33 protein-coding genes and 1 pseudogene are annotated in these 24,068 nt (G+C 51.9%); all 34 read right to left on the bottom strand.

Annotation, left to right across the window (positions count from 1 at the left end; genetic code table 11):
- Positions 1-9: 9 nt before the first annotated feature.
- Entirely contained in the window at positions 10-1,338 is a 1,329-nt protein-coding gene (locus VV089_RS08885) for a phage late control D family protein (RefSeq protein WP_334335646.1), read from the bottom strand.
- Positions 1,335-1,619, bottom strand: coding sequence for a tail protein X (locus VV089_RS08890; RefSeq protein WP_334335647.1), 285 nt, complete (start codon positions 1,617-1,619; stop codon positions 1,335-1,337). The genes VV089_RS08885 and VV089_RS08890 overlap by 4 nt, the downstream gene beginning before the upstream one ends.
- Before the next feature lie 2,259 nt (positions 1,620-3,878).
- Positions 3,879-5,018 (bottom strand): annotated as a pseudogene (locus VV089_RS25235) (phage tail tape measure protein); the annotation flags it as partial.
- Between the two features lie 132 nt (positions 5,019-5,150).
- Entirely contained in the window at positions 5,151-5,525 is a 375-nt protein-coding gene (locus VV089_RS08900; RefSeq protein ID WP_120484831.1) for a phage tail assembly protein, read from the bottom strand.
- Positions 5,525-6,046: a phage major tail tube protein gene (locus tag VV089_RS08905; protein ID WP_120484832.1), complete on the bottom strand. Its 522-nt coding sequence runs from the start codon at positions 6,044-6,046 to the stop codon at positions 5,525-5,527. Before VV089_RS08905 ends, VV089_RS08900 begins: the two co-directional genes overlap by 1 nt.
- A 1-nt stretch (position 6,047) precedes the next feature.
- On the bottom strand, positions 6,048-7,511 hold the full coding sequence (locus VV089_RS08910) for a phage tail sheath family protein (RefSeq protein ID WP_334335649.1): 1,464 nt from the start codon (positions 7,509-7,511) through the stop codon (positions 6,048-6,050).
- Between the two features lie 18 nt (positions 7,512-7,529).
- Entirely contained in the window at positions 7,530-7,820 is a 291-nt protein-coding gene (locus tag VV089_RS08915) for a hypothetical protein (protein ID WP_334335650.1), read from the bottom strand.
- Positions 7,817-8,335, bottom strand: a complete 519-nt coding sequence (locus VV089_RS08920) for a hypothetical protein (RefSeq protein WP_120484835.1) — start codon at positions 8,333-8,335, stop codon at positions 7,817-7,819. The genes VV089_RS08915 and VV089_RS08920 overlap by 4 nt, the downstream gene beginning before the upstream one ends.
- A gap of 4 nt (positions 8,336-8,339) precedes the next feature.
- Positions 8,340-8,921: a phage tail protein gene (locus tag VV089_RS08925; RefSeq protein WP_120484836.1), complete on the bottom strand. Its 582-nt coding sequence runs from the start codon at positions 8,919-8,921 to the stop codon at positions 8,340-8,342.
- Complete coding sequence (locus VV089_RS08930; protein ID WP_243126724.1) at positions 8,918-9,253, bottom strand: hypothetical protein; 336 nt, start codon at positions 9,251-9,253, stop codon at positions 8,918-8,920. Before VV089_RS08930 ends, VV089_RS08925 begins: the two co-directional genes overlap by 4 nt.
- Complete coding sequence (locus VV089_RS08935) at positions 9,246-9,557, bottom strand: hypothetical protein (protein ID WP_334335651.1); 312 nt, start codon at positions 9,555-9,557, stop codon at positions 9,246-9,248. The genes VV089_RS08930 and VV089_RS08935 overlap by 8 nt, the downstream gene beginning before the upstream one ends.
- Positions 9,557-9,910 carry a DUF2190 family protein gene (locus VV089_RS08940; RefSeq protein ID WP_120484838.1) on the bottom strand — a complete coding sequence of 118 codons (354 nt, stop codon included), beginning with the start codon at positions 9,908-9,910 and terminating at the stop codon, positions 9,557-9,559. Before VV089_RS08940 ends, VV089_RS08935 begins: the two co-directional genes overlap by 1 nt.
- Positions 9,911-9,928: 18 nt before the next feature.
- Positions 9,929-11,497, bottom strand: coding sequence for a phage major capsid protein (locus VV089_RS08945; protein ID WP_120484839.1), 1,569 nt, complete (start codon positions 11,495-11,497; stop codon positions 9,929-9,931).
- 12 nt (positions 11,498-11,509) lie between these two features.
- On the bottom strand, positions 11,510-12,043 hold the full coding sequence (locus VV089_RS08950; protein WP_120484840.1) for an HK97 family phage prohead protease: 534 nt from the start codon (positions 12,041-12,043) through the stop codon (positions 11,510-11,512).
- Between the two features lie 19 nt (positions 12,044-12,062).
- Entirely contained in the window at positions 12,063-13,706 is a 1,644-nt protein-coding gene (locus VV089_RS08955; protein WP_334335652.1) for a phage portal protein, read from the bottom strand.
- A gap of 11 nt (positions 13,707-13,717) precedes the next feature.
- Positions 13,718-13,939: a peptidylprolyl isomerase gene (locus VV089_RS08960; RefSeq protein ID WP_334335653.1), complete on the bottom strand. Its 222-nt coding sequence runs from the start codon at positions 13,937-13,939 to the stop codon at positions 13,718-13,720.
- A gap of 15 nt (positions 13,940-13,954) precedes the next feature.
- The gene (locus VV089_RS08965; protein ID WP_334335654.1) at positions 13,955-15,868 is read right to left on the bottom strand and encodes a terminase gpA endonuclease subunit; all 1,914 of its coding nucleotides are present in this window, start codon (positions 15,866-15,868) and stop codon (positions 13,955-13,957) included.
- The gene (locus VV089_RS08970) at positions 15,855-16,424 is read right to left on the bottom strand and encodes a hypothetical protein (RefSeq protein ID WP_162226814.1); all 570 of its coding nucleotides are present in this window, start codon (positions 16,422-16,424) and stop codon (positions 15,855-15,857) included. The genes VV089_RS08965 and VV089_RS08970 overlap by 14 nt, the downstream gene beginning before the upstream one ends.
- On the bottom strand, positions 16,424-17,770 hold the full coding sequence (locus tag VV089_RS08975; RefSeq protein ID WP_334335655.1) for a site-specific DNA-methyltransferase: 1,347 nt from the start codon (positions 17,768-17,770) through the stop codon (positions 16,424-16,426). Before VV089_RS08975 ends, VV089_RS08970 begins: the two co-directional genes overlap by 1 nt.
- A 708-nt stretch (positions 17,771-18,478) precedes the next feature.
- A complete protein-coding gene (locus VV089_RS08980; RefSeq protein ID WP_135976323.1) occupies positions 18,479-18,985 on the bottom strand; it encodes a hypothetical protein in 507 nt (168 codons plus the stop codon).
- A gap of 23 nt (positions 18,986-19,008) precedes the next feature.
- Positions 19,009-19,272, bottom strand: a complete 264-nt coding sequence (locus VV089_RS08985; RefSeq protein WP_334335656.1) for a hypothetical protein — start codon at positions 19,270-19,272, stop codon at positions 19,009-19,011.
- Between the two features lie 83 nt (positions 19,273-19,355).
- Complete coding sequence (locus VV089_RS08990; RefSeq protein ID WP_120484848.1) at positions 19,356-19,727, bottom strand: hypothetical protein; 372 nt, start codon at positions 19,725-19,727, stop codon at positions 19,356-19,358.
- Between the two features lie 14 nt (positions 19,728-19,741).
- Positions 19,742-19,978 carry a hypothetical protein gene (locus tag VV089_RS08995; RefSeq protein ID WP_120484849.1) on the bottom strand — a complete coding sequence of 79 codons (237 nt, stop codon included), beginning with the start codon at positions 19,976-19,978 and terminating at the stop codon, positions 19,742-19,744.
- Complete coding sequence (locus tag VV089_RS09000) at positions 19,975-20,385, bottom strand: VRR-NUC domain-containing protein (RefSeq protein ID WP_199735710.1); 411 nt, start codon at positions 20,383-20,385, stop codon at positions 19,975-19,977. Before VV089_RS09000 ends, VV089_RS08995 begins: the two co-directional genes overlap by 4 nt.
- Before the next feature lie 32 nt (positions 20,386-20,417).
- Positions 20,418-20,579 (bottom strand): hypothetical protein, encoded by a 162-nt coding sequence (locus tag VV089_RS09005; protein WP_158604906.1) that lies wholly within the window; start codon positions 20,577-20,579, stop codon positions 20,418-20,420.
- Entirely contained in the window at positions 20,539-20,928 is a 390-nt protein-coding gene (locus VV089_RS09010; RefSeq protein ID WP_334335657.1) for a hypothetical protein, read from the bottom strand. The genes VV089_RS09005 and VV089_RS09010 overlap by 41 nt, the downstream gene beginning before the upstream one ends.
- Entirely contained in the window at positions 20,921-21,169 is a 249-nt protein-coding gene (locus VV089_RS09015) for a hypothetical protein (protein ID WP_334335658.1), read from the bottom strand. The genes VV089_RS09010 and VV089_RS09015 overlap by 8 nt, the downstream gene beginning before the upstream one ends.
- A 1-nt stretch (position 21,170) precedes the next feature.
- Positions 21,171-21,443, bottom strand: coding sequence for a glutathione peroxidase (locus VV089_RS09020; RefSeq protein WP_334335659.1), 273 nt, complete (start codon positions 21,441-21,443; stop codon positions 21,171-21,173).
- Entirely contained in the window at positions 21,421-21,813 is a 393-nt protein-coding gene (locus tag VV089_RS09025) for a hypothetical protein (protein ID WP_120484853.1), read from the bottom strand. The genes VV089_RS09020 and VV089_RS09025 overlap by 23 nt, the downstream gene beginning before the upstream one ends.
- On the bottom strand, positions 21,806-22,036 hold the full coding sequence (locus VV089_RS09030; protein ID WP_334335660.1) for a hypothetical protein: 231 nt from the start codon (positions 22,034-22,036) through the stop codon (positions 21,806-21,808). The genes VV089_RS09025 and VV089_RS09030 overlap by 8 nt, the downstream gene beginning before the upstream one ends.
- A gap of 1 nt (position 22,037) precedes the next feature.
- Entirely contained in the window at positions 22,038-22,514 is a 477-nt protein-coding gene (locus VV089_RS09035; RefSeq protein WP_334335661.1) for an ASCH domain-containing protein, read from the bottom strand.
- Between the two features lie 11 nt (positions 22,515-22,525).
- Positions 22,526-22,723 carry a hypothetical protein gene (locus VV089_RS09040; protein WP_334335662.1) on the bottom strand — a complete coding sequence of 66 codons (198 nt, stop codon included), beginning with the start codon at positions 22,721-22,723 and terminating at the stop codon, positions 22,526-22,528.
- A gap of 64 nt (positions 22,724-22,787) precedes the next feature.
- Entirely contained in the window at positions 22,788-23,540 is a 753-nt protein-coding gene (locus tag VV089_RS09045; protein WP_334335663.1) for a hydrolase, read from the bottom strand.
- Positions 23,537-24,019: a hypothetical protein gene (locus VV089_RS09050; RefSeq protein WP_334335664.1), complete on the bottom strand. Its 483-nt coding sequence runs from the start codon at positions 24,017-24,019 to the stop codon at positions 23,537-23,539. The genes VV089_RS09045 and VV089_RS09050 overlap by 4 nt, the downstream gene beginning before the upstream one ends.
- Positions 24,020-24,068: the final 49 nt, after the last annotated feature.

Consider the following 24,068-nt stretch of genomic DNA (forward strand, 5'->3'; position numbering starts at 1 on the left):
CCCGCCTCCTTATGCTTTCTTAAGGCTGCCTTTATCGCACCAGCCGTACCGGGTCCCGCCCTTACGCTTTGCCACGCCGTACTGGTATTTATAGCCGCCTCCTAAAATCTGCGTAATGTACATCGTCATGTTGCTGCACTGGTTTGCCTTGCCGCCGTTTCCGCCCCAATATGCCGGGCCGTTTACGATAACCTTATCGCCCACGGCGAGCGCTTCCGTTGCTGCTGGCGGCGCGGTTGCCTTCTTTGTAGCAACTGCCTTTTTCTGCCCCTGGTATTCCTTCATAACCGTAGCTTTTGTTATGCGCTTCTGGCAGCGGTGCAATTCCAGGCTCATGGTGTATGCTGCGTCCGTCCCTATGTTGTGCGTTACCTTGTCAACAAAGTATTTCCCGGAAAGCTCGTAAAGCCCTTTTATCCGTATCGTGCTTCCCGCTGCGATCCGGTTGTTCGCCATGATGGTAACGCTCATCGTTACGGCCTTTTCGTTCTCGGCGTTTACTTTGGCGCAGGCTTTAAGCTGTGCCTCCTGCAAGCTCTCGACCTTCTCGTTAATGTTAAGTATGCGCTTCCCGCTGCCGACAACGCATTTCATCTCCTTGTCGTCTTTGCCGGAAGTGTACTTTATGCGGGCGCCCGTATACGTCCCGACCAGGGTGGTGTTGTAGTGCCAGTCCTGCAGGTCTACGGGCTTCAAGGTTGCAACGGGCTTTCTCGCCTCAAAGGCGCCCTTGTCGTAAATAACAATTTTCCCGCTATAGATTTTTATGGCCATCCCGTAATCTTCGCAAACCTTTTTTAAAAAGCTGCTGTCGGGTTCGTTGCTCTGCTCTATGGTTCCGAGCTTAATTGTCCCGCCGGTATAGTGCAGCTTAAGGTGGTACTTTTTAGCTATTTCTGTACCCACTTCCTTAAGCGTCGCTTTCTTCCAGGTCTTACTCCTGCCGGTGCTTCTGAAAGCGTTTCCTTCCGGTACGGAAAGCCCGCCAATCGTGCAGGTACACTCCGGGCCGTCGTAGCTCAAATCGTCAAGGCAGAACTTGCCGCAATAGAAAGTTTTCTTTTTCCCCTGCTTGTCCCAGCTCTTTTCAATGATTTTAGCTGTCAACTTGTCGCCTTTTTTGGGCATCCACTTGTTTGCCCAGCGCAAGTCTATATTTGTTAAGGTTATGCTTATAGTGTCGCTTTCTCCGGATGCCGGATCGGTATAAGAAAAGCCTTCGTTGTACTCCGCCATGACGGACGCGGGGCGCTTCTTTGCCCCGCCCGCCTTTTTGGATTTTACTTTTTTTTGGTATGTTACGTTTACGCTCGCCTGCCTGGGTGTTTCTTTTGTCATTCGTCGTCCTCCGCTTCGTCCTCGTCGTTAAAATCGTCGTAAGGGTCCGGCTCGTCGTCGTCCCCGTCGTCCTCTGCTCCGATCCTCCACGGAGGCAGCTCCCCGTCCTCTTCCTCCGGCAAGCCTGGAGTATTAAGAACGGTTCCCGCTGAAAATACAAGAATATCCAAAAAAGGGTAGTTGTTCGCCATAAGGAAGGCGGCGTATTCCTCGCCGCCGTATACCTTATAGGCTATCTGGTCCCAGGTTTCCCCTTGTATCGTGGTATATGTTGCTGCCAACTTTGCCACCTCCTATAAATTCCGCCTCTGCCGATCTCTCTCGTATTGCTTCATCAGCTTGTTAAATTCTGCCTGGCTCAACTTGTCGGCCTCCGCGATCTCGTCCTTCCCGGCGCTCCCGTAAAGGTTGTAGACCGGGCTGTACTGAATTGGTGGGCCGCCTGCTCCTGCAAGCTCCGGCGTACCCTGGCCGCCGCCTCCGGTTCCTATGCCCTTCAGCTTTTCGATAAAGGCGTCAATAAGGGAAGCTCCGCCGCTGGCCGCGATGGCCTCGTTTAAGATCTCCTTCATCTTCGCCCATAATGTATCAAGTGGCAGAATTGCCTCCGGCCCCGCTTCGCCTACGCCCTGCATTCCTGCGGACGTGTTAAATATGGTCGGCTGGTCTATAATGCCGCCCAGCGCGTTCCAATTTACGGAAAACTGCGGTACGCTTACGCTTCCGCCGTCCCCGTAGGATACCGAGTTCGTTGAAACGCTTATAACCGGTATTCTCGGCTTCGGGATCGTTATGGTCATATTTTCAAATGCTGCTTTTACCGCGCTCGCTGCGGAGCGGGCCGCGTCCGTTACGGTCGTTGCAAGGCGCTGCATTGCCGTCTGCGCGTTTGTGTTGGCCTTTTGCCATCCGCTGTCTAAAGCGGTGTTTATGTCTGTCCCCATGGTCGTTGCCGCCTGGGTTACTGCCTGGCTGTTTCCGGTCATCCCGGTTCCGATTGCTGTCGCTCCCTGGGTTCCGGCTGTCGTCATGGTAGTGGTAAATGCGGAAGTATCAACCGTAAGCGCCCCGGTATTGATAGGCGCCGCCGCGAGGCTGTCTGTTAAGCCGGTAGAAAATGCCTGACCGGCCTGCGCTCCCGCTGTCGTTGCTCCCGTTGTTTCCATGCTGCTGAAAGCGTTTGTTGCCATGCTGTTCGCTGCTGCCGTTACCGTTCCGGCGTTGCTGTTTATTCCGGATGCGTAACTGTTCACAACAGCCGCGCTCTGGCTGGAAGTGTCCGGGATGTCAACCTCTCCGCCCGTGAATAGGCTTTTTATAGCGTTCCACAAGCTCTTTCCGGTGCTGACTATTCCGTCAATCAATCCCTTTATAATCTGGATGCCGACGTCGAGCCAGTTTGTGCTTAAAATCGTATCAATTATCGCGCCTACTACCTGGGGTATGGCCGCTATAAGCTGCGGTATCGCCTGGATTAAGCCCGTAATCAATGAAAAAATAATTTGTACTGCTGACTGAACTATGGCCGGTAAATTAGCCGCTATTCCCTGGACAAGGCTTACAATAAGCTGTAGGCCCTGCTGCACAATCGTCGGAAGCATGGAAGCTAAACCGGTTACAAACTGTACAACAAGCTGTACGGCCATCTGTAATATCGAAGGAAGCGCCGACGCTATTCCCTGGACTAAGCTCAATACTAACTGCATACCCTCGTTAATTATCTGGGGAAGCATGGTTACAATGCCTTGTATAAGCTGCATAACCATCTGCATGGCCGTCTGCAAAATGGCCGGTAAGTTGCTTACAAGCCCCTGCACAAGCCCTTGTATGAGCTGGACGCCCGCCTGCGCTATTCCCGGAAGGGCTGATATAATCCCCTGCAATAAGCTCATTACAAGCTGTACTCCGCTTTGTAAAATCTGCGGAAGCATGGAAAGAAGCCCGTTTATAAGGTTAAGCACAAGCTGTACCGCCGTATCAATTAGCAAAGGTACGTTTTCCAAAATTGCCGAAGCAAGGCCCGTTACAAGCTGGACCGCCATATTTGCAATTTCGGGAAGCATGGTTACAATCCCCTGCAGCAATCCGCCTATAAGCTGGATCGCCGCGCTCAAAAGCTGCGGGGCGTTGCTGCCTATGCTGTTTACAAGTGTCTGAACCAGCGTTAATGCTGTAGAAACAACCGAAGGCAAGCGCTGAATAATTCCGCTTACAAAATTCGTGATTGCCTGCGTTCCGCTGCTTATAAGCTGCGGGGCCTGCTGTGTTACGCTGTCCGCAAGCTCCGTTATAAGGTCTATTCCGGCCAGTATAACTTGCGGAACCAAAGTAAAAAGCCCCTCAACAAAAGCGCTCAATACGTCCGCTGCTGCGTCCGCAAGTGCGCCGGAGTTCTCTGTTATCCCTCCTATGAAGTTCTCCAAAAGGTCCACGCCCATGCTTACTACCTGCGGGGCGTATTCCGCTATTGTGTTTACTACTTCGGAAAGGCAGCCGCCTACTGCTCCGACCATGCCCTCCATGCCGCCTTCCTTGTATGCGTCGGAAAGCTCCCCGACCATACTGGTGGCTAACTGGGTCATTTCCCGTAATGGGCCGTTTAGGTCTTTGTATATGCTGATTCCCAAATCGGCAAGGCCGGACTTCAAGATGGCAATATCCCCGTTAAGGTTGTCAAGCTGAATAGCGTACATATTTTCGCAAGCTCCGGCGCTGTTCTCTACCGCTGCGCTTAACTCGTCGAACCGGTCCGCGCAATTTGAAAGCATGGCGTTTGCTGCCGTAAGGTCGGTTTTATTGAATAGCGTAGACAAAATACTGTCTTTCGAGGCGTTATCCATCCCGGCCATGGCTCCCTGCAAGTCCTTAAATACGTCGTTAAGGCCGCGCATATTCCCCTGGGCGTCGTATACGTCAACGCCTAAGCTCTGCAGGGAAGCTGCCGCCTTGTCCGTCGGGTTCTGCAAGGAAAGAATAATATTTCTAAGGTGTGTACCTCCTTCCGCTCCTTTTAGTCCGTTGTCGGCCAAAATGCCGAGCGCTGTGTTAAGTTCCGTAGTCCCTCCGGCGAGTCCCTTTGCCGTTCCGCCTACTGTTAAAATGGCTTCGCCCAACTGCGCGACGCTGGTGTTCGCCTTGCTGGCCGTCTGCGCCAACTGATCGGAAAACTGCGTAAGGTTCGCTTCCGTTGCTGCAATCCCCAGGGCGCTCATGCTGTCCGTTACCATGTCGCTGGCGTTTGCCAGGCTCATGGCTCCCGCCCCTGCAAGTTTTAAAACGGTCGGCAGCGCCGTCGCTGCTTTGTCCGCGTCGTAACCTGCAAGGGCTAAATAGTTCAAGGCTTCCGCCGCCTCCGTCGCTGAAAAGGCTGTACTTGCCCCGCACTCCCTGGCGGCGTTCTCCAATGTTTCAAAAGCCTTTTGCCCCTCCGCCGTGGTCTTGTCGATCAGCATGGTGGCGGCGACCTGGCTCATGGCTCCTTCAAACTCCTTACCGGTATTTATGGCAGCCATGCCTATGGCTCCTACGGCTGCCGCCGCTGCTGCTGTCGCTGCGCTGACCGCTTTCGTAATGCTGCCCAGGCCCTTTGTGGCCGCTCCGATGGCGCTCTTAAAAGAACTTTCAACCTTGCCCGCTATTTTAATAGCGATTTCCATTTCCTTGCCGCCGCTCGCTGCCATAAATCTCCGTCACCTCCTTTGCTATCTCCAATAATTCAAAAACGGACAGGCTCTCTAATGCGTCTAAGCCTGTCCGCAAAATAATTGAAAGATGTATTGTAAGTTTCCGAAGGCTGGAGCCGTCGGTGGGTTTTAGTCCTCGCCGTACAAAAAATTTGTTACGCGGTTTTTAATCTTGAGCGCCTCCTTCGGCGGAAGTGCCTTAAAAAATTCTACGGGCTTCCCGCTTGCCCTGGCGGAAATAAGGCAGGCGTATTCCAGGGACATTTCCGGTAATACGTTTACCGTTCCGCCGCGCTCAATGGTCTTGTTTACCGCGATCATGTCTGCTGCGCTTAAGCTCTCTAAGCCGCTTAAGTCCACGCTTTCATAGGTCGTTCCCTCGAAGGTGAAGGGCTTCTTAAAGAATACCAGAAAGGGGTTGTCCTCCATCTCCTGCTTTTTTCTTGCCTCAACTGCTGCCGCCTCTGCCTCTGCTGCCTGGGTTAAATTTTTCTCCTTATCCATCAACACATTTTCCTCACTTTCTCTAATAAGTCTTTGCCGTGTACCTTGTAAACAAAGTTGAGCTTGTCAAGCTCAATCTCCGTTACGTTGTCGATCTCAATCAAAATATAAAGAAGCTCCAGCTTTATGCTGCTTCCCGTCCCGGTCCCCTGCTTCGCCTTGCCGCCGGTGATGCCCTTATTCTTTCCGCGAACTACCACGCGCATGGGCTTAAAGGCCGTTGCTCCGGTGTCGTTTACGGTGTACTGGATCGAACCTCTCAAAGTAACCGTAACGCTTGAAATATCGTCCGAAAGAATAAATAAATCCTTGTCCATCTGTCTGAACGGGATCTCCATCTCCATGCTCTGGAAGTGCCCCAGGGTGGGGTCGTCAATCTCGCCCAAAATGCCGGGGCCGCTTAAGGTTTCCGTTAAGCTCTCGAAGTCCGGCAGCGTTACCTCGTCGGAAATGCCGACCAGCTTCGTCCCATCTTTGTATACGTTGAATGAATTTATTTTTGAAGGAATATTGTAAGCCATATTACTCGCCACCTCCTAACGCTTCCTCTAACATGGTCGGGTCAAACTCCAATACGTTCAGAATATCCTCCGCCGGTGTATACGGCGCCAGATACTGGTGGAACTGGATTTTTCCGTTCAAAATGTCCGTGATCGGGTTCTCGTCCTGGTTGAAAGTAATTCTTGCGCCCGCGCACTTCCCCTGGGCTGCGTAAGAATTGCCCCGGATGTTTTCCGCGTCGCAAATCGACTCAATGAGCCGCGTATTTGCGGGATCGTCTACCTTCTGGAAATAGCTTAAAATAAAGCTGTTCCCCCACCAGGAAAAGAAGCGCCTGCAACAAAACCAGCGATCCTTCGGGTCCGTGGTTCCGGGGTATGCTGCGCTGTTGTTTCCCCAGGAACGGAAGCCGTTAAAATTGATCGCCGTGGATACTCCGAAGCTGTTTACCAGGTTCGCCTGCTCCTGGTCTACGACGATCTCGCTGTCCGTGGCGTCGTCCAAACAAAGGCCGGTAATAGGAATAGGCTTGTTGCTGGCTGAAAGGTTCGGCACGTCGTCGTTGCTGGCGTCAACGTAGGCGATCAGCGCTGAATAAATGGCGCTGAAATAATAAACCTCGTCCCCGATCCTTACCTTCGGCCATACCACCGACATATGCTCGCTTATAAAGCCGGATTTCTCCTTTACGGTCTTTACGTCCGTATACTTCGTCGCTCCGTCTGCGGTGCTGTCTAGGTCAACGATGCACTCGCAAGTGAAAATACCGTTAATCTTAAGGCACTTCGCCGCCATAACCGAAGCAACAACGGGATCTTTTGAATAGCCGGGCGCGGTAATGAGGCCGGGCGTCATGCCGAAAAGCGGGTAAACCTGCCGTACAAGCTCCAGGCCGCTTTCCTTGCCGGTGCTTACGTTGTAGCCTCCCACAATGTCGTTACTTGTTACTTTGGACGGGTCGATCTTGTCGCCGGAAACGCTTAAGGACGTCGCGTCTTTTCCCGCTCCGTCCTCCAGAAGCGTAATAACCGCGTAGCCGTTGTCGTCGAAGCTCGTTACATAATCCGTGTCCGCCTGCAGCGTGGTTTCCCCGCTCTCAATAACTAAGGTATCAAGCAGGATTCCCTCAATATCTACGGTCGCCTGCAGGGCGTCTACCTGGTAGCTTTTTTTGGGGATCGCGTCCTTATGTTTCTTCGGGTCGAGGACGTTAATAAGCGCAATCGGCGCAACCGCGAACTTTTTGAAAGTCGCGCTTATGCTCTGGTTTAATGTGTAATCTTTTAAGTTATTAGAATACCCGACCGCTGCGCTGGCTTCCGCGAAGCTGTAAGCCAGCTTCACTTCGTTGGTAGCCTTATAGGGGTCCGCTGCCAAATTGACCGGGGAAACGCCGACTACTACCTGGAAAGCCGCCGTACCGAGGATCGGCGCCGTAAGGCTGGTAGGGTTTTCTAAAATTCTTACGCCGTGATTATAGGCCATCTCTTTTCTCTCCTTCCTTTATTTTCTGCTTTCTGCTGCTCTTTTGAAGAAAACGCTTAAGGCGCTTCCCTCCTTCGCCAGCTCCGCGCTGGCCTGCGCCAGTCTTTCAACCGGCACAATAAGTGAATTAAAAAAGGGCTGCGTTTTTACGCGGTCCTTCAATGCATCCGGCAAGCCGTTGTTGTATGTCGTATACTGCTTCGCTCCGGGAATGTCCGGGCCAATATAGACCACGATCCCCGCCTGCTTCTCCGGCTCTTTTGCCGCTGCCTTTTTGGGCGTCTGCTTTTTCTCTGTTGCTTCGCTCATGCGTATGGGTCCTCCCTTCTTATTGCCGCAATCTCAAAAGTTAAGTTCATGCCCCCAAAATAAAAGGGGTAGGATTCTTCGTCCTGCAAAGTCCATAATATGGGGTACTGTATTGTATACTTTCCGTTAAGTACCGGGTACTTTGCGAACCTCTCATAGATTTTGGCTATAATGTTTAATATGTCTTTGTGTCCCTGCTTGTCGTAGTCCGGTTCGTATATGCCAAAAAGCAGGGTTACGTTGGCATCCTGAGCGCTGTTCTCGTCTTTTATTTCCCCGTCGGCAATCCGGACGATTATATACGGGTACGGGTCCGGCGCTGTCTGTTCTTCTGCCAGGCCGTTCTCTAAAAGCTCCGGAGGGGCTTCCTCCTGCGCCGCCGGTTCTGGCATGGGTAAAAGCTGCTCAAATATATTAAGCTCGCTTTCCTCTCCCTGCGGATTCTTAAGCCGGAAGCCTTCAAAAATCTTTTTAAGCTCGTCGGCCAGCTCCTGCTGCAGAAATGTAGCAACCATCTTTTTATCCCTCCAAAATCTTTGTTACCTGGGCTTGTACGTTCCGCTTAAGGTTTTCTTTAATATGCGGCTTTACTACGCCGTATACCCGCTTTTCGTTTCCCAACATAACCGGGATGGAGTTGGCGGAAAAAGTCTTAATCGGTTTACGCTCGCCTCCGCGCCGCTGCGCTACTGCAACATGGCCGCTTGCGAACTTTGTAACGAAGGCTTTAAGGCTGCCCATCTGCAGGGGCTTCATGCCGCCGGATTTTAATACTTTCGCCTTTACTACCTCCGGGCGGTTTTCTCCGGTCCGCATGGTGGCGGGGCTTACCTTAAAATCTTTCAGCCCCATAACCTTGCCCGTTGCCTTTATGGTCGCCTCCAACCTGGACGGGGTCGCGTTCTTAATCCTCATTGCCTTGTTGAAGCGCCCGGTTTTTACGGTATAGGTTTTCTGCGCTTCGGTCGCCAGGTCCTTCCTGGCCTGCTTGGCTGTCTGGTTAATCGCGTTTTTTAGCGCCTTCGGCGCCTCGCTTTTCATCCTGCCTAACCGCCGTTCAACCTGCTCCAGCATATTCCGGTCGTAGCTTATTTCTATCAACTTTTATTCGCCTCCAAATGCAAGGAATACACGCCGCCTTCGTTAAGGCTGTCGGTAACGATAAAGGTTGCGCCGTCAATCTTGACCGGCTTGCCGATTCCCGGAAGCGGGCCGTAATCCAAAGCGGAAACGTATATAAGCGTTTGCTTCTTGTATATCCCGTCCATGTTGCTTTTCATCCGCTTCTCGCGCTCCGTCAGCTCGTTGTCGTCAATTATGATCTGCATCCGCTTCCCGTTTACGGTGTGTTCCTCTCCAAACTCTGCGGGGTTAAGAAAAACATTTTTTACGTCCTGGCGCAAAAGCTCCTTAAAGCCCATCTTCTTAAGCACGGGATTTCCTCCTTCCCTTCGTCGGCTCCGGCGGCGCTCCCCTTGCGCTCCTGGACGGCGGCTTCCCTACTAAATCCTGCTCCGGCCCGGCGGAAGGGTAAGCGTCGCCCGTAAGACCTGCGGGCGCTGTCTGCGCTTTCCCTTTTACCGGTTTTTTCTTCGGTTCCTCGTTGTCCTGCCAAATGGCCGCGCCGTTCCCGATCCATATTTCTACAAGCCCGGCGTTATGTGTCGGCAGCTCGTTGCCCGGCTCATAATTTACGCTTTCAAAAAGGATCGGGGAAACGGCTATAAGCTGCTTCATCAGCCTGCCAACTTAACGAGGATAGCCGTATCGCCTGCGGCGGCTGCCTGCGCCGCGTAGCCTGCCAGGGGGTACGCTGTCGGGTTCGACGTTGCTCCGTCGTTGGCTGCGGTCGTAATGCCCGTACCGTCAAAATATACGGATGCCCCCATCTCGATGGCTGTGGTTGCCGTTTTGGGCATCTCAAATACTCCGGTAACGTGAAGCGTTCCAACTTCGCCGGGTAAAATGTCCGTTCCGGCGATCCCGATATGCCCTCCGAAGGAAATAACTGTATTTGCTTCAATGGTGCTTGTACCGGGGTTTGTATAATCAAGGGTTTCCCCTCTCTGCCAAAATGCGGCTTTAGTCATGGTTTTGTCCTCCTTCTCTTATTCGATCTTCGCTCCGGGGTTCTTTGCAATCCCGCGGAAGTCCCTTACTGAAATACCCCAGTCAAGATAAATGTCCCACTGGAAGCCCAAAACGCCCGGCGTTTCCATGCGTCTTACGGTCGGGGTTTCCTGCCCGTTCAAGTAGTCCACCTGGATATGCTTTGCGCTTGCGGTGTTCGCAACCATAAACCACGGCACCTCGTTTTCCCCTGCCAGGGCGTTAAGTACCGGGGTCTGAATGATGTTAAGCGGGTAGTTGTACAGCGGGTTAATGTCGTTGTTGTTGCTGCCTACTACCTGGGCGCTTCTCATAATTACTGCAAGCTCAAATTCGTACCCAACCGGCACGATCATGTGCTGCGGCGTAATGTAAATCGCTTCCCCGAACTGGTCTTTCTGGTGCTGCATCTGCAATATGATCGCCTGGATGCTTGCCTGCGTCGGCTTGCTTCCCGTCGTCATAAGGTTCCCGTGATTCTTGTGGAAAAGGTTTACGCCGTCGAAAATTTTCCCGTTGTTGTAAAGCAAGCTGTAGACCTGCTTATCAATGGTTTTCTTCGCGGCCTGGGCGTAAAGTCCGGGAACCTCGGTTAAAAAGCCGATGTCGTCGTTAATAAACGCCTGGCGGGTCATGCTGAATGTGCGCCCGTAGGTATCCAGCTTACGGTTCGGCAGCAGCTCCGTCCTCGGCTTATCCGGCTTAAGCTCTCCGTTTTCGGGAACCAGTAAAAAGTCGCCCATGCCTCCGATCACGTACTCGTGGTCTGCCGTGGTCTTGAAGTCCTTCAGGCTGCCCTTCGTGGTCCATGCCTGGAAGGTCGTAGGTACTGCGTTGTAAAGCTGCACAATGCTTTTCCGGATCGTGTTGTCAAGGATCGCCGGAAAGGCCGACGTAGGGTTGTAGAACTGGCGGCAAAGCTCGCCGTACATCTCGTCGGGGTCCATCCGTAAAAGGGTTCTTACGTCGCGCCCGTCCCTGCTCAAACACTCAATACCCAGATCCCGCAGGCTCATGGATCTAAGCTCCTGCGCTCCGTCTGCCGGGTTCTCAACGGAAACGCCCGCCCGCATCATAAGTGCGTCGGTTGCTCTCTCTCTGAACGTGTCGCCCTCGTCCCTCGTAACCTGGACGCCCACCGGGCTTCCGGTCTGCCTCATGCTGTCAAGGATCGCGCTGCGTACCTGCTCCATGGTGGAACCGTTGCGGACGTACTCCGTAGGGTCAATGTCAAAATCTCTGCAAAGCGCCATAATCTCCGCTGCGCGGGTGCGCTCTGCCTCTGCTGCCCTCTGGCCGTCCTGGGGCGCCCCTGCTGCCGCTGTAGCCGTCTGGGCGGTGTTTCCCTGGGGTAATGCTGCCGGGGGCGCTGACGGCGCTCCTGCGCCTCCTGCAAGCCCTCTTTCCTGGGCGTCGATCTCTGCCTGGGCGTCGTCGATCTCGCGCTGCAGGTCGTTAAACTGTGCCTGCTCCTCCGCCGTCAGCGCCCGGTTCCCGTCCGCTTTGGCGGCGTTCACAATGGCCTGCTGCTTCAGCATGGCGGCTTCTTTTCTCTGTTTCGGTGTCATGTGGTCTACCTCCTATTTTCTGTTTTTATTTATTTGAAGCTGTGCCTCAAAGCAAGTTAAAGTTTCCGGAGCCTTTGGTTTCTGCTCCCTTAAGTTACGCCCTACTCCGACGGTAGCGTCCGCCGGTACGCTTACTATGCTTATCTCGTAAGGCATCCACTCTCTTGCGACGTCGCAAGGGCCGTTAAAGCGTCCGTCGGTGGATACCTTCCCCGGCATAACTTCCTCAATCACGCCGATCTTGTACCCAACGGAAACGCCCTTAAGCGTCCCGCCTTTTACCTTCTGGAAAATAACCTCGCTTTTTTCGTCGCTGTCAAATTCTACCTCAGCCATGCCGCGCTGGTTCTCAATCCATGCCCGGTTAATTTTGCCTATAACCTTATCCCGGTTATGGTTGAAAAGAAGGACGCCTATGCTGTTAAGCCTGGTAAGGTCAACGGCTGCCGGGTTATGGTCTAAAATCTCCTTCCCCCAGAAACGCTCGTAGGGTTCTTCCGAAGAAAAGGAAAGAATAAACTTTCGCTCGTTCCCCTCGCCCTCCATAGCGCGTATGGTTGCCGTACTAAACGCCCTTGTTTGATTCTCCCTCCTGCTGTCCGTTGCCGGCTGCTGGCTGTTCTGCCGGCTGGTTCCCTGGCTGCTGTCCTGCCGGCTGCCCTGGGGGCTGGTTTCCGCCGCCCTGGTCTGCGGGTACTGGTACGGCTGCCGGGTCCTGCTTGTCTTTTTCGTCTGCAGGGGTAAGGTCTGCTTCTGTTCTGTCAAATATAACACCTCCCATCTCTAAGCCTTTTTCCCTGGCGTATTCCAAAACGGCGACGGTTTCGTCTATCTGCTCTTTCCAGTCTTTGCCGTTCTCCGCCGCGATCTGCTGGTATGTCTTTTGTCCGGTCTGCAACGCGATCTTTGTAGCTGTCGCTTCTTTGCCTGGGTCTATCCACTTTTTCGGGGCTGCCACCCATTCGTGCTTAAAATATTTCTGCTTATCTTCCCAAAATCCGGGAATATTGAACAGGCCGGAAAGAACGCCGGAAATTATGAAGGTTTCGTATACCTCATCCATCACAACCTCCTGCAGCAGCTCTATGTCCTCTATGTAGGTCTGGCCGTCCTCAATAATTCCCTGGCGGGCGCTGCTGTAATTGCTCTGACTCATGTCGCGGCTCGTGGCCTCGTAGCTTAAGCCCTGCCCGGCTCCTATGAGCCGCTGCTGCAGCTTGATGTAGCTGGCGGCGTCCGTCGCCTGCCCGGTCGGGTTTACGACCTGGATCTCGTCCCCGGCGTTAAGCTCCTTTATCATGCCGGGGCTGATCCGCTTCCCGTCGTAGTCCTCACGCGGCCTGCTGTCCTGGTTTATGCCCCTCGCAAAATTCCCCGTTGTGGGAATAATCTTTTTTACGAAAACCGCAAGGCAGGCGGCTATACGCTCCTTTACGCTTACGGCTGTCATAAACTCGTTTGCGTCCCTTACCCTGGTAATGGTGGGGGCCAGGTCGCTCATCTCGCGCACCTGGGACGGGCGGTCCTTCGTGAAGAAATAAATAATATCCTTCGCCGGAACGTATACGGGGTCGATCTGCCCGAAGCCGTCTACGTTATACTGCCTTATCCAATAGCCGACCGGCTTGTTATAGGTGTTAAGCTCTATTCCTCCAATAACGCGGCACTTCGGGTTATGCGGCGCCACTCTGCCGGTGTCCAGCTCGTCAACCTCCAGCGCCTGCAACTTAAAGGGAAGAAGGCCGCCGCCGGTGTAGCATTTCTTAAAAAGGATTCCGCCGTCTACTTTCTTCCGGCGCTCCGCCATTCTAAGCATCTGGTTAAAGCTCTGCGTTTCGGTTACGTCGCAATTTTTCCGCTTGCACCACTCCGCCCAGGCTTCCTGGATTTTTTTATTAAGGGTTTCGCTGCTGGTCCTCGCCCGAAGCGTCCAGCCGTGGCCTACTACGTTCCGGCGGTAAGCCCCGATTATGCTGTTCGCCATGTCGCTGTTTCGTTCAAGGTCCCGCGCCCTTGCGCGGATCGTGTCCCTGCTGTAACGGTCCGTTTGCTCCGCGCTCTGGTTATAAGCCACCCACCCGGCGTTAAGCCGGTCGTAGCTTCCGGCGTCATAGTGGCGCTGTTCGTCCAGGTACTGCCGCCACGCTTCCCGCCTGGCTCCTGCTGCCGGGGAAATGAAGCCGATTATATTGTCTAAAAAATTACTCAACTTTTGCCCTCCTATCTCCGGTCAAATACTGCGACGTAGCAATCGTCCAAAAAGCCCGGCGTAGTTCCGGCGGCCTGCGCCATAAGGTCGTTCTTAATCTTGTATAGCGTGTTAAGGTCTGCCCGGTTAAGCTGCCGGGAACCGATTTTATAACTTTGCCCTCCTACGCAAATAGCGTAAATAGCGTTATTTACTTCGGTAAGCATTTCCTGCGCTGTCATCTGTTGTTCCACCCGGTTTCCTCCTTCCTATAGCCAGCTCTCGTTTTGGCTGATCCATTCTTCCTCCGGCGTGTACTGCTCCTTCTTTTCCGGCTGCGCCTGCTGCTGCTCGCCCTGCAAATGAAGCATCCGGACGCCCATGGTGTCGGCTGCTGCCATAGCGTATACTTCGGCATCTAAATAATGGTTGTCTGCGTGGCTGTGCTTCGGCACCCATTTAAGCCGGGGCTTGCTGTTTCCGTTCTTAACGAGGATTTTATGCTCCGCCGTTACCTGCTCGGCGTATTCCTCGTCGCAGCCCTGGTAAACCATCCAACTTGCCCGCCCGTTTTTCTTATGCATCCTGCTGGCGATCATGTCCTTATACTTGTCGCCGTCAACTATAACAAGCTCCATTCCGTATGCCCTGGATGCCTCTCTGTTTATGGTGCTTATTTTGAAATGGCTTTGCATGGGGTTACTGGAACCTTTGGCCGGTTTCGCCCAGTCCATATTGTCGACGCAAAAATCGTAAACCGCGTCGGCCTCGTAGCCGGAGTCTATGAAGCAAAGGTTTACTATTGCAACGCCGCCGCCCTCCGTCTTATATTCAAGGTTCATAATTTTCTCAACCTCAGCCAGGTTGTATGCCTGGCCGTGGGCTACGTTCTGGCTTGTAACGTAATCGCCCCAGGCTCTTATGGTCCAATATACGCAGCTCTCTTGAACATCTACGCCGCCGGTAAGTAGCTTCGCCCATCCTGGGACTATAAACTCCGGTAGCTCCGTCTGCCTATCTAAAACCAGCTCTTTGCTGGTCTTTAGCTTGGTATCTTCCCACGGTTCCGCAAGCCAGGAATTTACAAAGTTTTGAAGCTGCTCCGGATCGTCTTTACTGTCCATAAATTCCTTCGCAATTTCTGAAAAGCGGACAAAGGGGCTATAAAGCACGTTTATCCAAAAGCAAACCTTTTTTACGAACCGGGTTCTTTGCCTTACCGTTTCCCAGTGTCCCTTCTTTACGGCCTGCTGCTTCTGCGCGTCTGAAATAATGCAGCCGCATTCCTGGCAAACGTAAAAGGCAAACTCCGCCCGGTCCGCGTTGCTTAAGCCTTCCGACTCGTCTACCGGCTCCAATGTGCCGAGCTTCTCCTTTATGGCTTCCTCGCCGTATGCTTCCACCAGGTCCTTATCCTTGCCCGGCCACTTAAGGTTGTCAAAGATAAGCTCTATAAACTCCCCGCAGTGCGGGCATGGTATGAAGAAATGCTTTTCCGCGTCCGCCCCTTCCTTCGCCTTCCATATGTGGTTCGTGCGTATGGTCGGGGTGCTGGTTATGTAGACCTTGCTGTTTCGGAAAGTGTGTGTACGTTCTTTCGCCAGGCTGATCGGGTCGGCCTCCTTCTTGCTGGCTCCTGGGTACTTGTCTACTTCGTCAAGAAAAAGATACTTCATGGCAAAGGAAGCAAGGCCGGAAGGGCTGTTACTCCAAACAAGTTTTATAAACATATCATCAAAGTCAAGCTCCAGGTTGCTGCTGTTCTTGTCGTACTTTTTGTAAAGCGTCGGCGTGCTTTCAATCATGGGCTTTATTCTTTTTTCCGATACGCTGTTCGCCATGGTTTCCGTCGGGTAAACAACTTCAACCGGTGAGGGGTCCTGCTGGATCGCGTAGCCTAACATATTAAGCTCGACCTCCGTCCCGCCTACCTGCGTACACTTGCAAAAAATAATTTCTTCCGTTTCGTAGTTTAGAAGCTCATTCATTATCTCTACAAGGTACGGCGTCCGCTCGTTATTCCATGGACCTGGTTCCGCGCTGGTCCTGCTGTCAAGCATCCTGTACTGCTCCGCCCACTCGGATACCGTCATTTCTTCCGGGGGGTTTAAGTATTCAAGCGCGGCTTTTTGGTACTGCTTGCAATCGTATTTTCTTATGCGTAGCTGTTTAGGCTTCTGCACGGTTCTTCTTTGCCTTTTTCTCCCCCGGTTCCTCCGGTACGCAACCGGAAACAACAAAAGCCCGAAGCATACGCTTTACTTCGGCATTCATCTCCTTCTCTACGCGGCGGGCCTCCAACGGTTCCAGGCTGTCGCTGATCATGCTTACAAGCCGGGAAGGAATACTTAACGCGAAGCGCTTAAACGTAACAAAAAATTTCTGGTAATCCAGCGCCACTTCCTCAACGTCAACATATTTCCCGGCGGCGATCTCCGCCCTCATGCGGTGCATCTCTCCCTGGCTTTCCTTCAAGGCGATTTCCGCCTCCAGCTTCTGCTGCCTTAACTCCGTTTCCTTTTCGGATTTCCCCTTGCCGTATGCCTTATCGCTCAAATATTGAATGTACGTTTTAATGGTCGGCACCAGCTCGTAACGCCTGCCCTCTCCGGGGATCTCCGTAGTCTTAACTACGCCCTCCTGGGTAAGCTGCTGTACTCTCCGGACGGTAACGCCGAAAATCTGAGCTATGACCTCAACCTTTACGAACTGGCCGCCGTTGTTTTTTTCTTCCGCCATTACTCTCCGCCCTCCCTTACTCTTACGGCTTTCTGGCCGGTGTATTCCTCCCAACGGTCTAAAATAATATCGCAGTACTTTTCGTTGATCTCCATAAGGTACGCGCTGCGGTTTAGCTGCTCGCAAGCGATCAGCGTCGTCCCGCTGCCTCCGAAGAAGTCAGCTACGCTGTCCCCGTACTTGCTGCTGTTGGAAATTAGCCGCCCGAAAAGGGATACGGGCTTCATTGTCGGGTGCTTATCGCTGCGGGCCGGTTTCTTCTCGTATAAGACCGTTGTGTCCTGCTGCAGCTTCTCCCGGATGCCCTCAATGTAGGCGATAAGCTCCGCTTTCTTCATGGCTGAAAAGTCTATATCGTCCTCAATAAAAACGGTATCTTGCCCGCGCCCGCCTCCGAAGTAATGACCGGCGCCCTCCTTCCAACCGTAAAGAATAGGCTCATGCCTCCAGTGATAATCCTGGCGGCCTATAACAAACTGGTTTTTCTCCCATATAAGCGTCTGCGCCTGGTAAAAGCCCGCCTCCCTCATGGCGGTTCGGAAGTTTATACCCTCGCTGTCGGCGTGGAAAATGTAAACCGAACAGCCGGGCCGTGCTGCTTCGCTGAAATTACAAAACGCCTTGTACAGAAAACTGTAAAAGGCGTTATCGCTCATCTTGTCGTTTTGGATCTCGTTATTTGTCCGGGTGCGGTTCCGCTTATAGGAACGCTCCAGGCTCTTGTCTTTGGTTTCGTAGTCTACGTTGTACGGCGGGTCGGTGATGATAAGGTCTGCCGCTGCGCCCTCCATAAGCCGCTCAACGTCGGAAAGGTCCGTAGCGTCGCCGCACATCAGCCGGTGGCTGCCTAACTGCCAAATGTCGCCGGGCCGCGTCCGTATCTCGGTAAGCTCCGCCAGCTTCTTTTCGGGATCGTAGCCGTCGTCGTTTGCCTCCTGGGTAAGCTCAACGGCTGCAAAGAGCTTTTCGATCTCGTCGCCGTCGAAGCCGGTAAGGTTCACGTTGTAGTCTGCCTTATCCAAATCAATCAATAAATCTTTTAAGGCTGCCTCGTCCCACTCCCCGGTTATTTTGTTCAAGGCAATATTAAGCGCCTTTTCCCTGGTCTTGTCCATCTCCACCAGGATGCAGTCCGCCTCCGTATAGCCTAAATCAAGCATAACCGTGCGGCGCTGGTGGCCGCCTATGATGGTATTGTCTGAATTTATAATAATCGGGTCAACGTACCCAAATTCTTCTATACTGGCGGCTATGCGCTGGTATTCTGGATCGCTGGGCGTCAGCGCTTTGCGCGGGTTATACTCCGCCGGTTTAAGGTCTGAAAGGTTCCGTTTTATCAGCTCCATGGTTCCGTTTTCCCTCCTTCCTATGCTTCGCGTAACGAAAAGCAAAATTTTTTTTCGATTTCAGCGCCGAAAATACTGCGCCTTCCTCGCCCCGCATGGCTTTTTAGGTCCTGGAAGTACCTTTTAATTTTTGCGCGGGTATGCCTCCGCGCCGCGCTGTCCTCCTGGCCGCCTTGCGCTTTGTTTCTTCGTTTAGGCTGTGCGTGGTGCGCCTTGCCTGCCTCGCCTTCCTTGCCTCAACGCCTGCGCTTGTGCTTGTTCTGCCTCGTGCTGCGTGGCTGCCTTGCCTCTGTGCTGCCATGCTATAGAGCGCCCTTGTCTTGTGTATGCTCTATATATTTCCCGCTCTGTTATGCGTGGCTATGCCTGGGGGTGTGCATAATAATAGGCTTATATATGCCCGCTATTATATGGGGGTGTATATAAATAACGCCCCTATAATACGCCTATATAATAGTGGCTGTATAAAATAGGGGCTTGCTTCCTGGCCTATATGTGGGGGTGCTGTTCTTTATTTCCCATGCTACTATAATAGCACACTTAAAAGTCCAATAGAGTCCGAACTTTAAAAAAGCCGCCGAAGCCTTGTATATACTGGCTTTTCCGCGCTTTTGCCTGGGTAAAAAATGCCCCGTATAAATTCCCCTTGTAAAAAAATGCGGGGAAAAATACGGGGTATTATATGGGGGTATCATAGGGGGGCTATATTTAACCGGCCTTTTTATACTCCCTCAAAATCTGGCGGACCTTTTTATACTGCAATAATTTTTCAAGCCCTTCGTTCTGGTACTGAAAAAGCGAGCTTCGGCTTAAATTCAACTCGCGCTCAATGGCTGCCCAGGGCTTGCAATCAATAAAGCGAAGCTCTAAAACCATCCGCTCCGTGCTGCTTTCCTCCAAAAAGTCCATAATATCCATGACTTTTAAAAGGGCTTTTTCTACCCGGCTTTTTTGGCTCTCTATCCGGGTTTCGATCTCGCTCATGCGGTAAACGAAAGAAGCGGCGCCGGGTCCGACCTTGTTTGTGCCTCCGTAATTTACCGGAGAATATCCGTAGCCGCCTATGGGGGTAGCCATTTCTTCGCGGATATTTTTAAGCCGTCTTTCGAGCTGCGTTCGCTTAATCCGGCCCGCGTAATACTGGTTTAAATATGCTTTAAGCAGCTCCTTGTCCTCGTTTCTTTCGTTTTTCCGCTGTTTATTTTTCTGATCCATCGGCTTTGTTCTCCTTCTCTGTTTTAATGCTCGGATCTGTCTAACTTAGCCGCCAAAAAATAAACCTTGCCGCCGAAAACCTTAAGCCGATACAATTCCCGCTTTTTCTGGTCCCAGTCTGAAATGGGAATACCTCTTTTTTGAAGAATTGCAAGGCTATTGTTAATTCCGGCCACCAATGTGGCAATAGGTAAATTTTCAAGCATTTCCTGCGCCTGCCTGGGGTCGTTTAGGTTCGGCCCCTTCGCCTTCCCGTGCTTCATGGCTCGTGCCTGCTTTCTGTTCACGCTTTTCCTCCTTCCTTCGCCGCTTCTCCCGCCGCCTTACGCTGGCGATTGCTGCTCCGGCGGTCGGGTCCTTATATCCTTCTTTATTTCTCAATGGGTGGATCGCCTCCCTTGCGCTGAAAATATGCGCCGTTTCTGCAAGACTTCCATTCTCCGCTTTTGTCTGCAATCTTAACAAAATCTTTAATTTCAAGCCCCTTTACTGTTACGCCATCCACTACATAGTAGCCTTCAAAATATCCCTTTTTGTCAATGCGTGTTATAACGACCTGGCCGTGGTAGCCGTTGTCTGTTACAACGTCACCCGCCTCGATCCTGCTTTTCCGGATTTTCTTCTCAACAAGTGCCGCCCGTATGATCTGCAGGTCGCTGTTTGGAAGCTCCAAACCGTAAAGACCGCCCGCTTTTTTTATGTGTTCGTCAATGTTTTGTATAAGTTCCGCTTCTCTGCTCATGGTATTTCTCCTTCCTAATATCCCCGAACTTGTAAATAAGAAAGTAATTCTGGTATAGCGCAATATTCAATACCGCTTTTTATAAGTCCGGCTTCAAGGTATGAATTAAGCACCTCTCGCTTTATGTATAGCGTGTTCCCGCATTTATATATCCCGGTATCTTCTCTTTTTTCTTTCTCTTTTTCCTTTTCCTGCGCCCTTCGCTTTTTCCTGGCTCCCTTAATCTTTTTAGGGGTCTTTGGTTGTATCATGATTTCACCTCTTTCTGCAATATCCTTGTAACCTCCGCCGGATATGTAACAACGTAAGCCTTCCCGCCTGCCTCCTGGATCTGCTTTATGGTCCGCTCCTGGATTTTGCTCAATACTCCGACAAAGGGCCGCTTTACCTCGAAGCCGTAAAACCTGCCATTTACTATGGCGCAAACGTCCGGTATTCCCTGGCGGCTATACGGCCCCGCCGCCGCCTTCCAAACAAAAGCGGAAGGCAGCAGCTCCCTTATGTGTTTTATGATCTTATCCTGGTAATAGCTTTCTTTCGGCAAGTGCGCCCGCAGGTACTTCTCCGCCTCCTTGGTTGTCCGGCAGGATATGTCCTTCGTGGCCTTAAGGTACTTTATGACCTCGGCCTTGCTTCTGAACTGTTCAAAATCAATCATCTTTTCTTCCTTTTGTTGCGACGTCGCAACGGTTACGCTTTCTTTCCGCCGTTGTATTTGTCGTAAATGGGTTCCAACTTCTCCAACATCTCCATAGTGGCGTTGGCTATGGCCATCTTCTCCTGCATCTCCAGCTTGCCCTTGTTTATCCTCTTAAGCCATGCGTTTATCTGCTGCATTTTCTGTTCTGTCACGGTCCTCGCCTCCTATTCTCTCAAATTCTGCCTCATAGGCTGTCTTTTTCTTTTTCAAATAATCAATAATAACGGCGATCAGCTCCGGGTCTGCGTCCATCTCTATTCCTTGTGAAAATTCGTAATGCGGTATAGCAATAACCTTTTGTTTTTCAAATTTTAAACTGAAAAACCGGAGAAGCTGCCACCTCGTGCTATGGTCGCCGCCTCTTTTCTCCAGCGTTTTTCTTGCTGCTCTGTCCTTTATTATTTTGGTACAACGTCCGGACTCAATGCTATTAAGCAGGTTCGTATATTTCCGTATTTCCTCGTTAATCTTCGTCGCCTTGTCGTATTGTTCTTTAGTCACTGCTTGCCTCCTTTTCCCCAGGCTCCGGCTCCGGCTCTTTCCTCTGCTGCTCTGCCAACTGTGCGAAGAAAGCCGCTAAAGGGTTTATTGCCGGTTGCTCCGGGATGTTTGTATTAATAACTATAATAACCGCCGTTGCTATCTGCACCGCAAGGTTCGGATTTTTTACCTCCTGCAGCGCCAAATTGTAGGAATGAATATACGCTTTAGTAAGCGTTTTAGTTCTCTGTTCAATATCCATCTTATTCCTCCTTTTTATCTTCTCCGGCTCCCTTAAATGTTGCCTCTATGCTGTCCCGGATGGCGTAGAGCCTCTTTGCCCCGATCCCTTTTACGCTCCGTATTGCCTCCATAATGGTTTCAACGTCGACGCCAGGAACGCTCGCCCTTCCGTCCTCGTAGCCGCTCTTATAAATGTCCGCACAAAAGTTTTCCATCTGCCGGTGGTCGAAAGCCTTTATTGACTTATACCTTGCCCGCGTTATCAAATACTCACTTCTTTTCTGCTTTCCCATGCTCCGCCTCCTTACAAAAATTTTCAATCAATTTAAAGAACGCCCGCGCCCCTTCCGGGTTCCGCTGGCCTGCCCTGGCCATCGCTATGGCGATCCGCTGCGGCTCCTGCTCTACTGCTACGACCTGCCCGCCTTCCGCGTTTTCCGCGTCAAGCTCCGGCCATGCTGCTGGCGGTATATTGTCGCCCGGAAATGCGGCGCAGGTATAGCGCGGGATTCCGCTCTGGTATGGCTCCGGATCTGTAATGTGAAGCGGGCAGCCCTGGCAGGTGTGGTGATGGTTCCTGCAATTTTTTATTAAAATCTCGTATGCCGCCATAACCGTTTCCGGCTCAACCGGGAAGCGCTGCGGCTCTCTGCTTTTATTCATGCCTTATCCCCCAATCTGAAATAAAACGGTTTACAATAGCTTCTTTTAATGTTTCGTTGTCGCTCCTGGTGATCCTCAATTCCTCCTTAAGCTGCACGGCTATTTTTTGCGCTTCTTTTAACTGGTCCCCTAAAATGCAATTTTGGGATGCCAGCGTCCGCAGCTCTTTCTTCTGGTTCTCTATGATCTGCTCTTTGGTCAATTCCACTTTTTTGTCCTCCATGCTATGCCTCCTTTATGAATAGTTCGCCGCCCCGGATCTGGACGTTTTCTCCGAAAGTCCATAAGCCCTGCTTCCCGGAGGCCGGTATCGGGTTTTTGAATAGCTGCGGCTTCTCAAACCTCCAGGCATACCGACCGACCGTGAAGTCGCCGTAAAGAAATTCCTCCGGACAAAGTTCCTTTATGAAGTCGTGGTATGTCTGATCTATCAGCTTGCAATCTGTTAAAATCGCCGTGCCGATTATTGCTCCGGTCGGGAACCTCTCAAAGCGGTTAAATGCTTCGTATAATCCGAAGGAAAGTAACGCCTTTTCCCATCCCTCGTCCGGCATCTGTGAAATTCCAAAAAGCGGATCTTTCTTCGCTGCGTGGATTAATATCTCGCCCCGGTAATTTGTCCGCCAGCTTCTCGTTTCGTCGTGCTTCTTGCCCTCCGCTAAAAGCTGCGCCCAGGGCTGCCAAACGGTTATAGCTTTCAAGCCTCCACCTCCTACTCGTAATCTTCGGGATCTAATACTGCCGTTGCCTCAATACTTTTACAATCCCCCAGCCTTGCGCCCTGGCCGTTGTATATGGTGGCGTTGTTTCCAACTATGCGGACTCCAAAATATGGGCAGTGCGCCTCGTCGCAAATACTCCAACTATGGCCGTCTGGCCTCCGGTCGTCCCTATTGCATACTGGCTCCATCCGCGTGTGGTCGTCCTGGTATGCGTAGGCTAAACTGTTGTAAGGGCATAACGGTTGAAAAATATTAAATTCCATTCTTTTCTTCCCCTATCGCCTCCGCGTCCTCAAAGTCGCAACCGGCAGCAGGCTTCTCCTGGGCGTCGTCCTGCGCCTTCTCGGTCGGCCAGGCTTTATTGTCCTTTTCGTCCTCCATCAGCGTGCTGGCCTCCTGGTCCGCCTCGTGCAAGGCAAGGATAAGCGGGTATTTGTTCATTGCCTGGGTAAGCTGCATATGTACTTGCGGCGCTTCTGAAAATCCCATGTGCCAGCGGATCGCGAAGCGCTCCGGGCCGGTAAGCCTCATAAACTGCTCAATCATCATAACGCTCTTTTCTCCGTGGCCGTATGGCACCCGGTCGTCTATGGTGTAGCAAGGTACGCTCTCCCAAATGAAAGCCCCGGCGTTATCCTTCTTTACCTGCCAGCGCTCCGCCGCTAATACCTTCTCCGGGTCATAGGTCTTTTGGTTCTTAAAATCGATCTTGTAAAAATGCGTCTTGCAAAGGTCGTGAAGCAAGGGGCAAATTATAAGGGCGTCGTTTCCTGCTGCCTCCAAAATCGGCCCCCAGTAAATGCTGGCCTGCTTCGCCTTTAAGCAGCGGTATACGTTTAGGCTATGCTGCAATAATCCGCCCTCGGTGCTTAAGTGGAACCGGGTAGAAGCCGGGGCCGTGTAGAAGTCGCTTTTTCTGATGTAGTCCATCAAGGCGTCTTTTCCTTCCCGGTTTACCCTGCCCATAAGTTCCTCAAAGCTCTTTACGTTTTCCTCTCTGTTCATGGTGTTTCCTCCTTTTGCTCGGTTGTTTTATTTTCACTTTTTATGAAAATCAATATTGCCGCCCCTGGGGGCTTCTCTTTGCTTATCCACCCGCCCGCTGCTTCGTCGTAAAACTTGTCCACAATATCGTTGTAAATAAGCGGCGGCTGTGGATTGTCCGGGTCCCAGGAAGGCCCGGCGGCGTATAGGCAAGTGTGGCGGTCGAAGTATGCTTTATATATCCCCTCTACCTTCTGGCGGTGTTCCTGGGCGATCTGCTTTATCTTCTCTAAGTCAAATTCCCGGAAGGCTGCCCGCCCCACTCGCTTTCCGATCTGCCCCTCCCTAAAGGCCCGGTTAATCTCGTCTACAAGCTGCCGCCCTTCGTCGTCGTCCCGGAACTGTAGGCCGTCCAAAATAAAAAGCCTTAAATATTCCTCTAATTCTTCCTTGAGCTGCTGCTTCAATTTCTCAAAAGGTTTTTTATACCTCCCGGCCAATTCCTCCGGCGGGACAAGCGTTTTGTTTTTCCGGTATTTTTCAAGCGTT

Source organism: Candidatus Merdisoma sp. JLR.KK011 (assembly GCF_036941125.1).
Taxonomy (GTDB): Bacteria; Bacillota; Clostridia; order Lachnospirales; family Lachnospiraceae; genus Laedolimicola.

Bases quoted from the DNA above. Each gene is read 5' to 3' on its own strand.
- VV089_RS08885 (WP_334335646.1), bottom strand. From the start codon at position 1,338: ATGACAAAAGAAACACCCAGGCAGGCGAGCGTAAACGTAACATACCAA.
- VV089_RS08900 (WP_120484831.1), bottom strand. From the start codon at position 5,525: ATGGATAAGGAGAAAAATTTAACCCAGGCAGCAGAGGCAGAGGCGGCA.
- VV089_RS08905 (WP_120484832.1), bottom strand. From the start codon at position 6,046: ATGGCTTACAATATTCCTTCAAAAATAAATTCATTCAACGTATACAAA.
- VV089_RS08910 (WP_334335649.1), bottom strand. From the start codon at position 7,511: ATGGCCTATAATCACGGCGTAAGAATTTTAGAAAACCCTACCAGCCTT.
- VV089_RS08915 (WP_334335650.1), bottom strand. From the start codon at position 7,820: ATGAGCGAAGCAACAGAGAAAAAGCAGACGCCCAAAAAGGCAGCGGCA.
- VV089_RS08920 (WP_120484835.1), bottom strand. From the start codon at position 8,335: ATGGTTGCTACATTTCTGCAGCAGGAGCTGGCCGACGAGCTTAAAAAG.
- VV089_RS08935 (WP_334335651.1), bottom strand. From the start codon at position 9,557: ATGAAGCAGCTTATAGCCGTTTCCCCGATCCTTTTTGAAAGCGTAAAT.
- VV089_RS08940 (WP_120484838.1), bottom strand. From the start codon at position 9,910: ATGACTAAAGCCGCATTTTGGCAGAGAGGGGAAACCCTTGATTATACA.
- VV089_RS08945 (WP_120484839.1), bottom strand. From the start codon at position 11,497: ATGACACCGAAACAGAGAAAAGAAGCCGCCATGCTGAAGCAGCAGGCC.
- VV089_RS08950 (WP_120484840.1), bottom strand. From the start codon at position 12,043: ATGGAGGGCGAGGGGAACGAGCGAAAGTTTATTCTTTCCTTTTCTTCG.
- VV089_RS08970 (WP_162226814.1), bottom strand. From the start codon at position 16,424: ATGGCGGAAGAAAAAAACAACGGCGGCCAGTTCGTAAAGGTTGAGGTC.
- VV089_RS08975 (WP_334335655.1), bottom strand. From the start codon at position 17,770: ATGGAGCTGATAAAACGGAACCTTTCAGACCTTAAACCGGCGGAGTAT.
- VV089_RS08980 (WP_135976323.1), bottom strand. From the start codon at position 18,985: ATGGATCAGAAAAATAAACAGCGGAAAAACGAAAGAAACGAGGACAAG.
- VV089_RS08990 (WP_120484848.1), bottom strand. From the start codon at position 19,727: ATGAGCAGAGAAGCGGAACTTATACAAAACATTGACGAACACATAAAA.
- VV089_RS08995 (WP_120484849.1), bottom strand. From the start codon at position 19,978: ATGATACAACCAAAGACCCCTAAAAAGATTAAGGGAGCCAGGAAAAAG.
- VV089_RS09000 (WP_199735710.1), bottom strand. From the start codon at position 20,385: ATGATTGATTTTGAACAGTTCAGAAGCAAGGCCGAGGTCATAAAGTAC.
- VV089_RS09015 (WP_334335658.1), bottom strand. From the start codon at position 21,169: ATGGATATTGAACAGAGAACTAAAACGCTTACTAAAGCGTATATTCAT.
- VV089_RS09020 (WP_334335659.1), bottom strand. From the start codon at position 21,443: ATGGGAAAGCAGAAAAGAAGTGAGTATTTGATAACGCGGGCAAGGTAT.
- VV089_RS09025 (WP_120484853.1), bottom strand. From the start codon at position 21,813: ATGAATAAAAGCAGAGAGCCGCAGCGCTTCCCGGTTGAGCCGGAAACG.
- VV089_RS09030 (WP_334335660.1), bottom strand. From the start codon at position 22,036: ATGGAGGACAAAAAAGTGGAATTGACCAAAGAGCAGATCATAGAGAAC.
- VV089_RS09040 (WP_334335662.1), bottom strand. From the start codon at position 22,723: ATGGAGCCAGTATGCAATAGGGACGACCGGAGGCCAGACGGCCATAGT.
- VV089_RS09045 (WP_334335663.1), bottom strand. From the start codon at position 23,540: ATGAACAGAGAGGAAAACGTAAAGAGCTTTGAGGAACTTATGGGCAGG.